Consider the following 13619-nt stretch of genomic DNA (forward strand, 5'->3'; position numbering starts at 1 on the left):
ATATACTGTTTTTATATAGTAAATGAGCGTGGCTTTGAAATAAATGATTGTTCAAACTCTGTTTTAAGAATTGAACTACTAATTCCACCATCCAAAGAATTTGTACCCTCACAATAGTTATTGAATGTTCCACATTTATTTCTTGGCTTAGTAGTAGATCCAAAATTACTATCTATTTTCTGCTCTTCAACAGCATAAAAAAATTCTTCATCACTTTCAAAAGATAGTTTTGATTTTTCAAAATTTCATTCTTCTTCATTACATAATTGTCCAATAACACTAGAAAATTCTTCAATACTTTCTAATTCACTAAAAACATCTACTAAACAAGAATCATTAATAGAGGATTGACATGATGTTACTGATTGTTCAATATTACCATTATTTTGTTGATAACCAGTTCATCTTTTAATAGTATCTATAACAGTACTCAGTTTTGGAAGAAATGGTATTCCTTCTTTATTAACCATACAATTAAGTAAAGATGAAACTAGAGAAAGAGTTATACCACCAATAACTTTTGGAGCATCTGTTGACAGTTTTTTTCAAGTAAATTCTTGATTAGTTATATAATTCTCAGTACCTCATGTTATAGCCGTTGATATTGGTGTTATAAAAAATAATGGTAAAATATTTTTATAAAAAAAATTACTATTTTCATCACTATTTTGTTCACTATATTAAGAAGTTGATTTTCTATATCATTAATATTGTTATTAAATAAACTTTTAACTTTTTCTCAACCTAATTTTATTACTTTTTCTATCCTAGAAATGATTGCACCATGAAAAGTCATATTTAACACATAACTAGTAAATTCAATAGTTGTCTGTCCAAGAATTTCAATGTAAATTCAACTATCTAAAATATTATTAGAAGCTCTATCCAAAATTACACCAGAATAACTTAAAAATAATAAGAAAGGAATAACTTTTATTATTTCTTTTCCTACATTAATATTATTTTCATTGTTTTTTTCATTTATCTATAACTCAATTTTCAATATTTTCGATTGAATCAAAAATAAAAGGTTCAATAGTTGTATCACAACCAATAAGTATACCACTAAATATCAAACTATCCTTAATAGTTTGTCAATTTCATGGTGTTTTAGGAACAGTAGTACTAATTATCATTTGAGCAGTGATATTACCAGAAAGAGCAACAATAAAAGTAATATTTTTACCTAAAAGTTTAGTTATTTTTGATAAATATTTGTTTTCTTTAATAGCAGTTTCTTCAAAAATAGATATTGTACTACTATTAGATATGCTAGAAAAATCACCACTTGAACCCAATAAACTTATTGCACTATCATCAGACATTCTACGAATATTAGGATTTTGATTACCTGTAAATAAAGGAGACATTTTAAACACTTCTTTCATATATAATAATATTTTTTTAAGTTGCTACTTTTTTAAAATAAAAAGTAGCATCCAGTAATATAATTATTACATGAAACTACTTCTTTTAGTCGCATATATTATTTAACCTAAAAAGGTATAAAAAAATAATAGCATGTGTTTTATAACTTGTCTATATTTTTTTAATTTTTTTAATACAAAATTAGTTATAAAAGTAATTTTTATTATTAATTTTTATCTTTTCAAAAAGGAACTAAAAATTTATTAATTAACTATTAGTAGTAAAAATAAAAGTTAAACCTTCATATTTATTACCAAAAGCAATATCCTTTGAATTTTTACCCTCTAATCCAATTTTTATATAATCATAATATTTATCATCAATTTTTTTATTACCAGTAATAGCAATAACATTATTATATCCACCAGCATTTAACAAATATGGTTTAAAATTATCAAAAGTTAACCAAGTAACGGGTTTTTTTGGAATAAAATTTAACAGTGGAACTAAAATATTACCAAGTAAAGGGTTTTTCACTTCTTCAGAAGGAATTGACTCTTGAAATGATTTTCAAAAATTTTCAGCTGCATCTGAATTATTTCTTAAATATTGTTCTTTTTGATTTTTTTCTTCTCTTTTAAAAGTAGCACCAGCAGTAACTAAATTATTATAAAATCTACCACTATCCTTTTTATTAATTGATAAATATTGTTTTCCATTAACTAATGGTTCTAATTTTTCATTTATATAATCTTGTAATGGACTAAAATTAGCATCAAAACTACAATCTTTTACTGCAGAATTATTATAAACAGTTAAATGAATTTTAATGTTAGTACTATTAATTTTTTTTATTTCATCTTGACCATTAGTAATTTCATAAGTAATATTACTAAAATCTTTTGGAGCATTATTAAACAAGTTCCAAATATTGTCTTCAATTAATTTTTTAAAATCAGAAACATGAGTTTTATTTTCGGGTTTTAAAAAATTAGTAAAATTGGGATAAGTATTATTAGCAATTAAATTTGCAGCATCTTCTAATAATTGCTGATAATCAACTGATGAATTTTGAAAAACATCACATGCACTAATATTAATACTAGTAATACTAGTAAATGCAAAAACACTTATAATTTTTAATATTTTTTTCATAATAAACTTCCTTAGATAATCACTACTTTTTTATTATTATCTTCAAATTTTTCTTTTTTGTATTAATGATTCTATTTTTAATTTGTGAAATTTCAGCGCGATCTGTTATTTCATAAAATAAATGATAATAAATATATTTCAACTCACTAACTTTAATATTTTGTTTTTCAACAAATATTAGAAATTGATAAATTTCATGTAAAAGTTCAAATATTTTATTTTTTTCTTCATTAGTTAATACTTTTTGTTTTAATTCATTTCGAATAATTATGGGTGCTTCTTTAACAAATAGAAAATCACTAATGATATTTTTATAATCTCAATTATAAAATATTTTAAAATCATCAACTTTGGTTTTAACATCTTTAATATTTTTTAAAATAGTTTTAACATCGTTTTTAACTAAACTTTGAATAAAGACTGCTAATATTAATGCTAAAGAACTAGCGGGAATAAAGTACTTTAAAACTTGATCAATATTAATAGCACCCTTAGTAAAATTCAAAATTGAATTTTTTACAATTAAATATAAAACTTCAAAACCTAAAATAATAAATAATGATCGTTTTTCTATATCTTTTCATCAAGGATTACCAAGAATCTGATTTTTTTCTTCTAATATTTTTTCTAAAATAATATAAATAATAAAATAACAAAATCAATAAGTTAAAACAAATAATGTGGTAAAAACATTAGTAAAACAAAAAATATAAGTAATGTTGCTAGAAACATTTAATACTAATAAAGCTTTAAAAATAAAGAAATTATTTTCAAAATTTGAAATTACCTTATATTTATTTTCAATATATTTTTTCATTCAACATCTGATTTGAATAAATATTAAAGTATTACTTGCAATACAACTACTAAAAATAGCAATATATAAATAAGTTTTTAAAGTAATAATAGTTTCATCAGTAATACTAGCATTATTAAAAAAATCAAATGTTAAAATTTTATTAAAAATACTACTTTTAACTTCTCATAAAATTGCACAAATAATCAAACAAATTGTTAACAATATTCATAAGATCGTCTGCATCAAATATTTATTGTTAAATCATTTTCAACTTGATTTTAATAATTCATAGTTATTCATAATTTTATCTACCTTATTTTTAAATTATTGTAAAGTAATTTATATAAATTATTATTATAATTGTAAGCTATTAACTCACATTTGTGCTTGCGTTAAATTTAAAATATCTTTACTAATCATTGCTAATAATTTATTAATAAACTTTTCAAGATTAGTAGTAGCGGGTAAAACCATCAATTTTCCTTTTCCATCATTATAAGGATTTTTTCCTAATTCATATTTTCAACTTAATATTAATTGTTCATTTTCTATGTGAATAACTGGTAAATCCTTATTTCCTAAACTATAAGCAAATTCATTAAGTAAATTCATTACTTTTGGTTCTAAAATTAATCTTAATTTAATTTGATTATCACATTTTACTTCAAATAAATCTTCAAATAAATGTGATTCTAATTGAACTTTCTTTTTACTACGAAATTTTTTTGAAAATATATTACGTGGTGTTAATGTCATTGTAAAATTATTATTCCTAATAATAGTTGTGTAATAAACAAAACGTGTATAATAACAAGTAATTTTTTCTGTTTCAATAACTTGAGCAGCACTATTATACCCAGAACTTGTTTCATACATAACTTTTTGGTTAATGATACTTCCATAGTTAAAATTTTGACCATTAATACTTCCTATCATTACTTGTTCGCAATAATTATAATAATTAGGTTGTTCATTTAAAGGTAAATTACCTTGTGGTTCAATTGTTCAATAATCACTAATAGTTGTTAAATTTATTTGTGAATTATTATCTTTAATAACTCATTGATAATAGTTAATAATTGGTAATTCTTCTATTAATTTTTCATGAATTTTAGTTTTTAATACAAAACTCTGTACTAATAAAAAACATCCAACAATGAATCCAATAATACTAATAATGGTAAATGGTTTTTTAATAAATGATGATTTGTTAATACCAATACTAGCACCAATAGCAACTAGAGCAATAATGATAGTAATAATTCATAAACTAATTCATAAACGATTATTTATTAATTTAATTCATCAATGATTACTATCATTATTATATTCAGTATGAATATTATTAACAATCTCATTTACAACCTTTGGTGATAAATTATGTTTCATAATTATTCCATTCTTTTTTAATTCTTAATATAGTTTATAACTAATTTTGTTTTATAAAAAATAGAAAAATACTAACTATAGATGTAATAATCTATTTAGAAGTCTAAAAACCTACTATTATAAAATTAATTACATTATAACATATATATTATTAGTTTTTTTCTAAAAAATCATTAATTTCAGTAATATTAACAGGTGCATTTTGTGGAGGTTTACCTGCATTACCACCATGCATATATTTTGCAGGAACTGCTACCATAAAAACTTTAGGATCAATTCTAACTATTTTTGTTTTAAAAAAATTATATTCTAATAATGACATTGTTGTCATCATCATTTTATATTCATTACCTGAATACAAACCTTTCACATTTCAAATATTACCACCACGTAAATAATTATTTCGATAAATATCATTACGGATTTGCTCTAATTCATTAGAAATAATAAAGACACTCATCAACATATATTTTGGATAAACTCTATTCATAACAAAAACTGCTACATAAATATAAACAAGTGTTGACATAAAATAAGGTCTAACTAAAAAATTATCAACAAGACTAGTTTTCTGTAAAAAAGTTCCATCAAGAATTAAAACAATAACAACAATAATAATATTAGTATTTCTAATAATAGTAGCAATTGAATATTTACGTTTCATAGAAATATAAGTACTAATAAAATCCATACCACCACTAGATCCACCAGTTTTAAATAAAATACCAATACCAGCACCATAAATTAATCCACCTAAAGCAGCAAAAATAAAAGTACATGGTAAAACTAAGTTCCAATAATCTGTAGTACCTTTTAATCGCTCATTACCTAAAACTTGAAAATTTTTAAGAACATCAATTGATGTTAACAAAAAGTTAATTACGTTTTGAAATAACAAATAAATAATAGTATAAAGAGTAAAACGAAATCCAACCTTGAATAATCCTCAAATAATGATAGGACCATTAATAAGAAAATATACTGGATAAAATCAAAATGCTTGGGTTGTTTCTTGTTCAGTAATACTGCCATTATAAGATAAGGCAATAAATTTAGCTATTAATTGTGCAAAAGCTGATAAACCATTAGTATATAAACCAGCACGATTAATAAAATAAAAAAAGGAAACAGTTGTTAAAAAAGCACCAATAAAAATTAATAATAAATTTTTGGAAGTTATTTTTCAATTAAAGTTTTTTCATGAAGAATGGATCTCTTGCTTAACACCAATATTTTTAAAAGTAAAGGCATCAAAAATTAACGGTGGCTCTTTATCTTTATTTTTTGCTTCTGAATTATTGGACATATTAAACTCCTTTTTAACTATTAAATTTAAGTATTGTTGGAACATAATTACTATCATCATAAGGCGAAGGTAAAGACATGTCAATTAATGAATCTTGAAAACTAATCACAAAATTAACTTTAAGTTCTAATTTATTAGGACCAGAACTTGTAACTTTTTGACCATCAATTCCTTTGATATTAATATTAACAGAATTAACATGAGGATTATTATTTAATGCTAAACTTATTCCTTCTTGAACTAAAGTTTTAGTTTTTTGAGAAAAATCAGCATATGTTTTATCAATATCAGGTTTAGTTTTTTCATCAACACTAATTGGTACTATTTGTTCTGATAATTTAGTAACATCACTAACACAACTATAAACTATGTAATCGCTTTGTGTATAAGAACATTTTATATTAAAAATTTTTTTTATGTATTGTTCAACTTTAAAAATTTTATCATTATTTACTACTCCAACTTGATAAGTAATATTAATACTAATTCTACCAGTTGAAGCATCAACATCTCAAGTTCTTGCTTTTGTTGATTCATCTATTTTACCATTATCAATCGTAAAATAATAACATTTAGTACCCACTTCTAATTCACTATCAAATCAAGTTGGTTCTTTAATATTTCTTTTATCTAAAATTAATTTGGCAAGTGATTGTGCAAGACTGTTTTCTAATGCTTCATTTTTAATAACTTGTTCTTTTTCAGGTCTTTGACCATCAATAGGAACATCCACTGGTTTTTTAATACCAACTTTTGATAAAGTTGCTTCTCAACCATTATAATTACCATTACCATTAGTAATTGCTTTTAAAATACTATCTTGTTGTTGATCAGAACAAGCTAAAACTGGCGTTACTATTCCACTACCAAAAGAAATAGTACCCATTAATGTTAAAATTTTTTTCATAATTATAATCATTCCTTAATTTATAAAATATCATATATAAATTGTAACTTATTTTTATTATTTTGCTATACACTATCTTCAAAATCTTTATAATTAATATTAATTTATATTAAAGGAATTGATAATATGTTTAAAATTTTATATACACTAGTTACTATTTCACTAGTCACTTTTACTAATTTAAGCCAAGTGAAAATAAATAATTATCATCATAAAGAAATAAAATCAGAAAATACTATCCTAAACGAACAAAGTTTAACCTTAGCTTTTGAAAGTGGAAATTTTTATAATTGAAATGAAAATGATTCAACTAATTCTATTGCTGGTATTTTTACAAATTCACAAGCACAATCTTATTTATTAAATAAGGATGGCACATATAATAATTTAGACTTACAAATTAGTAATTTTATTAGATTTGATGATAACTTAGGAATTGCTACCTTAAATAATTTTCATAAAAGTGATGATAGTAATTTTATTAATAATTCATTTTTAATGACTAAAAATGGTATTAGTGATGATGCTACTGCCATTGAAACTCCAAATCATACTTTTACTAACTTTGGTAATAATATCGTTAGTACCGATATTGGTGCTGACTTAATTAATACAGACGGAAAAGTAACTAACTTAGTTACTCCCTATCATTATGGAAAAGGTAAAACTAGTTTTACTACTATAAATGCTACTTTTGGCGTTTTTGTTGGTGGTGATCAAAATTCTTATATTCTAAAAGTTGATGGTAATATCAAACCAATTAATATTAATGTTCCTAATCCAATACTATTAAATTCTTTTGTTGCCATTAATGATAATGGTGGCATTATTCGTGATGTTAATGGGCAATTATTTTATTTAACAATAGATGATAATGGTAATGCTACAACAAAACCATTAATTATTAATAAGGAACCACTGTTTAGTACTACTACTGTTTTTTTTAGCAAGACTGGTAACAATCAAGGGATTTTAAACGTAAATCTCAAAAATAACTCCAAATTTTTTGGACAATCTTATCATTTAAGCATTACTTATAGTAATGATATTAAACTTACAAAAATTAATGAACATTATATGAATAATTTCATTTTACTTCATGATGGTTTAGGTGTTTTTATTGATGAACAAGAAATTGGCTATTTTGTAAATGAATTAGGTACTTTTACTAAAATTGGTTATTGTGCCAATTTCCAAAGAATAAATGATAATCTTGGTTTTATTAATAATAATACAAGTAAATTATTACTAAGTGATAGTAAAAATAACAATTGAAGTCGAATTAATACTATTAAATTTAATAAAACTAAAGATGAACAATTAACTAATTTTATTAATTCATATATTGATAAAGATAAAATCACTGCAGTTAATAGTACTAATAATTGAATTAGTAATAATAGTTTAATTTTAAATGTAACTAATGATGAGCTAAAAGATATTACTATTAATGATAATCAACCATTATTACCAAATATTAATAATAGTATTACGACTATTATTAATAGTAATTCTGAAATTAATATTAAATTTGAAGATGAAATAATAACTTACCATGTATTAATATATAATCAAAATATTTTGCCAACACTAGATAATAGTACTAATACTAATATTAAATATGTTGGAATAGTAAATAATAATTTATATGATATTAATAGCACTAATACTAATGACGGTTTTACAATTAATTTTAACTATGATAATACTATCCAATTTGTAAATATTATTACTATTGATAGTACTACTATGAATAAAATGAATTTATGAACATTAAAACCAAAAACTACTTTTAAATTAAATGCCAAAAGCAATAATAATGTATATTTACTACAAACTGTTAATTGAAATAATATTAGCAACTGACAATATTTTACTATTTATCATGGTAATAATTTACCTATTGTTGAATTTTGAACTACTGATACTGGTATAAAATTATGAAATGCTGCTTTAAAACTTAATTATACTTTTAAGGAACTAGAAAATATGAATGCAACAGAAATTAATAATCTAAGAAATTTAGCAGTTAATTGAACAATTAATGAAGCGCGTGGTAATACTTTAGGTTATATTATTTCTGGTTTTCTTAGTATTGGTTTCATTTTAACTATTATTGCTATTATTTATGATTGATACTTAAAACAACAATTTAAAAAAAAAGAATCTAACACAAAGACAAATGTGAATTAATACAAAATAACTGCTCTTTTATTTTTTTGGAATTAGGTTTATCATTTTCTAAACTATTTACTGCTTCAACATTAACTGATAAACTTAGTTCATTAGATTTCCGTCTTTCACTTTGTTCTTCTCTTATTTTTCTAACTCAAGAATTAAATGAATTAGCAAAACCTAAAAAATCAGTTTGTTTTACAAAACAATTACTTGGAACATAATATTCTTTTGTTTTTATATAAAACAAAAAATGTTCTAGAAATTTTCCTCATAAAAAAATTCCATCATTAAAAGGTTAATAAACAGCAAAATAATAAATAGTCTGTTTATCTACTTTTATTCCATTGGGAAATGTAAAATCAGTTAATAATTGTTGATTAGGTAAAAAATGTATAAAAATTTTCATTAAAACCTTTAGAATAAGGATTAACAAGTTCAAAAGTATGATGAATCAGACATAATTCATTCTTTAATCCTCTTTCATATCCTAAATTTTTATTTAATTTATCAAGAAATTCTTTAGTTTTATCCAATACATTTCCTCCACCTTCTTCATCTTGTTCAAAATCTTTGCCTTTTGCGCGACTATTAGGTTTTTTAAAAATTTTTTTAAAATATCTTTCTTTATAACCAACTGATCAACTATTTAGTTTAAATGCTGCAAATGAATTTGTAGGTATTCGTGGTTGATGATTTTTTATTGCATCATCTATTTCTCAACAAACCGCAAAAATATCATAATCAGGAATTATTGGTTTTTTTCTTTACAAATTTCTATTATTTCTTTTAAATCTCTATTATTTAAATTTTTAATATTATTTTCATCATCAAGCGCAAAAATATAATAAACATTATACATATTATTATTTTTTTCTTTTTCTAAATAAAGTACTATCTCATTTTTTTTATTTTTTGGTTGACAACATTTAACAAAAATTTTATCCAAAAAAAATTCAGCATCAATAATTCCAAATTTTTCCATGTTAACTAATAAAAAGAAAACATGTTCATTAGTAATTTTTAAAATAGTTTCATTATTTTTTAATTTTAAAGAAACAGGATTTATTTTATTATCTTTTTTATTTTTATTTAATTTTATTGAAAATTTCTTACAAAGAAGATCTATTTTTTCAGTTTGTGTTTCATTATCTTTTAATCCTATCTTACTTAAAAATGTTAACTCATCTAAAGAAATTATAAAGCCAGATTGTATACCTCAATCAGAACTTTTATTTTTAATACTTGATGATTTTGTTGGATATTTTTGTGGTAACAAATATTTAGTAATTGGATTAACGGGTCTTAAAATAATAACTACATTTTCTTCTTGAGCAGTTTTAACAAAACCTTGAAAGTGTTTCTCTAAAAATCCATTATTTTCACATTTTTCAACATTTTTATTAATATAAATTTCCATATTTTATTTTCCCTTCTTTATCTTATATATTTTTTACTTACTCTAATGCTATTTTTTCACATTTTGTATATGATTATCATATTTTAATAAATACAAGTACATTTTTTTCTTTTTAGATATTTTTTAATCGACAAAAATATTTTTTTCATAATATTATTTGGATATTTTTTTATTTTGTTAAAAAAAATATCCAAAATAAGTGTACACATTTTAATAATTAATTAAATAAATATACTTATTAAAATAAAAAAGCACTCTATTAAGAGTGCTTAAAACTTTAAACAATCAAACTCTTTTTTATATCAGTAAATATTTTTATATATAAATTAAAATTTATACTTTAATTATTTTTTATGTCACAAATATATAAAGTGAAACAGAAATAACAATTGAAAATATTGATAAAATTAAAAATAAAATACCTAAAACTAACATTTTATGTTTTTTACAAGCTATAATAGAATTAATTTGAATTTGTTCTGATAAATAGTTTTCTTTATTTTGTAAAATTCCTTCTCTAATACTATCGGATTTCATTTTTTGTAAATCTTTATAATACATATTAGAATTATTTGTTTTTACTTTATTAATTTTTTTAGGTTTACTTCTTGGAAAAATTGTTAAAATAAAAAATAAAAATGCTAAACATAAAAACATTACATATAAAAATACAAAAATAATTAAAAAACATGTTTTAATTGTTATATTACAACAATTTTCAATACTTTTAAATATTGGTATTCAGCCAAAAGACAGTCCTAAAAGAGCACCGGCAATAGCTGATAATATGCTAGCTTTTCCATCAAATCTTTCTATTTGTTTCTTAATTTCATTTAGTAAATTAACTTCATTATCATTCATTAGTTAAATTTCCTTTTTATTAGTTATTGCTTTAAATAAAAAATAAATTAAATTAATAATTAAATTTTATTTTTTTAATTTCTATTTCTTTAAACTTACATTTAAAAATTTAAATGTAACTAAAAAACAATAACTATTCTTATCTTTGAAGTTATTTTTATCAAGTTTATTTTTAATTTTGTTTTATAAAACATTATGATTATTTTTCGCAAACTTTGATAATTATTATTAACTATTAATAAAAAAAACTATCTAAAAAATAGTTTTTGGTTTTTTCAAACTAAGATTATTTTTATGGTTTTTGATAAGAAAATTTTTAAAAATTAGAACGTTTTATAAAAGCATATTCAATTAAATTAATATTTGACTGTAAGTTATTATTAATTATAAAATTACATTAATATTTTAATATTGTTAATAAAAATTGACTTTAATTATAAATTTACTTTTGTTAATATTTTTAAATACTATTTTGATAATAATTTAAAACATTAATAATTAATATATTTAAATATATTTAACAATAATTCTTTTACCATTTAACTCCAGAGATAGTATAACGTTTTTATTTTTTATGTTCAAATATCAATATCAAATTATATTTTGATAAGTTTATTTTTTATTAATTTAATATTATATTTTATATAAAAAAATAAAATTATTAATTATTTACGACATACTATCAAATAAATAATTAAGTATTTCTAATTATTTTTATAACTTAAAATATTATATTTAAATAAATTTTAAATAGGATAATAGTAATTTTTATAATTCTTTTTTTAATAAAATACTTAAATATTTAAACCATTTTCTTTAATGTTTTTTATTATTTTCTAATATTTTAAGTTTATAAATATAATTAATTATAAAGAAATATTATTTTTTTCAATAACGAAAGTAGATACTGTATCTTCTTTATTGATATCTAATACTACTGTTGCAAAAAAACTTCTTGTAACTGATTCACTATTTCTTTCAATAAATTGATCAAGCGCCTTTTGTACTTCTGATATTTTTAACAAACTTACATATAATTGTTCAGCATTACCTTTCAATAATAAACAATTTAAAAAACTCTTTTGTATATTATCTGTGATTTTCATTTTGTTTAAATTAAAAATTGTATTAAGTAATATACTATTTTCGGTTTTTTCAATATTTTGAGCAAAATAATTAGATATACCTTTATATTTTACTTCTAAATTTTTATAAAAATGATTCATTATCTGAAAAAGATTTTTTTTACTAATAATTTCCTAAGGAAATAACTCTTTTAATAAGTCAAATCATTTTAATTCTGTAATTTTTAAATCTTTTTTTTCATTATACTCTGACTTCATTTCTTTTCCTACTTTCTTTAATTTTCATTAACTCTAAATAAAATAAACCATTGTCGTTTTTAAACGACAATGGTTTATTTTACACTAGTAATTAATTGATATCATCATAATATAATTATTAAATTAAATATACTAAAATTTAATAATTTTTCTATATTAAGTATGGATTATACTTTGAGTATCTTCCTTAACACAATCATTAATTTTAACATCATAACTATTAAATAAATTTTCATAATCAACATTAAATGGCTCTATTAATTGGTTTTTACTAGAAAAACGAGTAATTAATAAGTGCAAATAATGATGATCATTATTTGCACTTAAAGTTTGTTCATAATAAGCGAACCGTTCTTTATACTTAAATTGAATTGCTAATACTTTAAAATTCTGTGATAAATAATTACGAACATCTTTAATATACTCTAACTGTTCTAATAAAATTTTACTATCATTAAATTCTTTGATACCAAAATAATGAGCAATCTTAGCGATACTTTTATCATTTAAAGTTTGTAATAATTTCATTGTTTATTCAAATGATATAACTTCTATTAAACTGCGTATTGTTCGTGATTTTAAAATACCACTTTTATTATATTTATTATAACCAGCACGAATCAAACCTAAAGCTGTTTTTATTTGAGCTAGGTGTTCTGGATTAAGAAAAGTAGCATTATCTAAATTTTGAACATTATCATTAAAAAGTTGATGTAATAAAGCATTTTTTAAATAATTTTCAATCATTAAAAAATGCTTTAAATACAATAAACGTAAATCAATGTTTAATAATAATAAATCTTTAAGTTGATGTTGAGGATAATTACGCTTTAATAATTATAAATATTTTTCTTCAACAATATTTTCTTCAAATCATTCTTCATTTAATAACATGT

General features: G+C 21.2%; 15 protein-coding genes. 1 reads left to right on the plus strand and 14 read right to left on the minus strand.

Translation table 4 applies throughout. From position 1 onward, the window contains the following. Positions 1-11 precede the first annotated feature (11 nt). The 7 genes from AC6I4F_RS03690 to AC6I4F_RS03720 form a co-directional block, all read right to left on the minus strand. Positions 12-470, minus strand: coding sequence for a hypothetical protein (locus tag AC6I4F_RS03690; protein ID WP_497874432.1), 459 nt, complete (start codon positions 468-470; stop codon positions 12-14). A gap of 489 nt (positions 471-959) precedes the next feature. Next, positions 960-1370, minus strand: a complete 411-nt coding sequence (locus AC6I4F_RS03695) for a hypothetical protein (protein ID WP_497874433.1) — start codon at positions 1368-1370, stop codon at positions 960-962. A 265-nt stretch (positions 1371-1635) separates the two neighbouring features. Then, positions 1636-2523, minus strand: a complete 888-nt coding sequence (locus AC6I4F_RS03700) for a hypothetical protein (protein WP_497874434.1) — start codon at positions 2521-2523, stop codon at positions 1636-1638. 22 nt (positions 2524-2545) lie between these two features. Beyond that, positions 2546-3565: a hypothetical protein gene (locus AC6I4F_RS03705; RefSeq protein WP_497874435.1), complete on the minus strand. Its 1020-nt coding sequence runs from the start codon at positions 3563-3565 to the stop codon at positions 2546-2548. 111 nt (positions 3566-3676) lie between these two features. Beyond that, positions 3677-4711: a DUF3137 domain-containing protein gene (locus tag AC6I4F_RS03710; RefSeq protein ID WP_497874436.1), complete on the minus strand. Its 1035-nt coding sequence runs from the start codon at positions 4709-4711 to the stop codon at positions 3677-3679. Positions 4712-4862: 151 nt separating this feature from the next. Further along, positions 4863-6017, minus strand: coding sequence for a YitT family protein (locus AC6I4F_RS03715; protein ID WP_497874437.1), 1155 nt, complete (start codon positions 6015-6017; stop codon positions 4863-4865). 13 nt (positions 6018-6030) lie between these two features. Continuing rightward, a complete protein-coding gene (locus tag AC6I4F_RS03720; RefSeq protein WP_497874438.1) occupies positions 6031-6924 on the minus strand; it encodes a hypothetical protein in 894 nt (297 codons plus the stop codon). A 126-nt stretch (positions 6925-7050) separates the two neighbouring features. On the opposite strand from AC6I4F_RS03720, the gene AC6I4F_RS03725 reads away from it, so the two are divergent. Continuing rightward, positions 7051-9117, plus strand: a complete 2067-nt coding sequence (locus AC6I4F_RS03725; RefSeq protein WP_497874439.1) for a hypothetical protein — start codon at positions 7051-7053, stop codon at positions 9115-9117. Here the strand turns inward: AC6I4F_RS03725 and AC6I4F_RS03730 are convergent. From AC6I4F_RS03730 to AC6I4F_RS03760, 7 genes are all read right to left on the minus strand, one after another. Then, complete coding sequence (locus tag AC6I4F_RS03730) at positions 9092-9349, minus strand: hypothetical protein (RefSeq protein WP_497874440.1); 258 nt, start codon at positions 9347-9349, stop codon at positions 9092-9094. The two genes, AC6I4F_RS03725 and AC6I4F_RS03730, sit on opposite strands and share 26 nt — an antisense overlap. A 130-nt stretch (positions 9350-9479) precedes the next feature. Further along, positions 9480-9635, minus strand: coding sequence for a hypothetical protein (locus AC6I4F_RS03735; RefSeq protein WP_497874441.1), 156 nt, complete (start codon positions 9633-9635; stop codon positions 9480-9482). A 215-nt stretch (positions 9636-9850) separates the two neighbouring features. Next, the gene (locus AC6I4F_RS03740; RefSeq protein WP_497874442.1) at positions 9851-10519 is read right to left on the minus strand and encodes an anthrax toxin-like adenylyl cyclase domain-containing protein; all 669 of its coding nucleotides are present in this window, start codon (positions 10517-10519) and stop codon (positions 9851-9853) included. 351 nt (positions 10520-10870) lie between these two features. Next, positions 10871-11380 (minus strand): Pycsar system effector family protein, encoded by a 510-nt coding sequence (locus AC6I4F_RS03745; protein WP_497874443.1) that lies wholly within the window; start codon positions 11378-11380, stop codon positions 10871-10873. Between the two features lie 866 nt (positions 11381-12246). Beyond that, positions 12247-12606, minus strand: a complete 360-nt coding sequence (locus AC6I4F_RS03750) for a hypothetical protein (RefSeq protein ID WP_497874444.1) — start codon at positions 12604-12606, stop codon at positions 12247-12249. Between the two features lie 273 nt (positions 12607-12879). Then, entirely contained in the window at positions 12880-13251 is a 372-nt protein-coding gene (locus AC6I4F_RS03755) for a hypothetical protein (RefSeq protein WP_497874445.1), read from the minus strand. A gap of 3 nt (positions 13252-13254) precedes the next feature. Next, positions 13255-13470: a hypothetical protein gene (locus AC6I4F_RS03760; RefSeq protein ID WP_497874446.1), complete on the minus strand. Its 216-nt coding sequence runs from the start codon at positions 13468-13470 to the stop codon at positions 13255-13257. Positions 13471-13619: the final 149 nt, after the last annotated feature.

This window comes from Spiroplasma ixodetis, assembly GCF_059729505.1.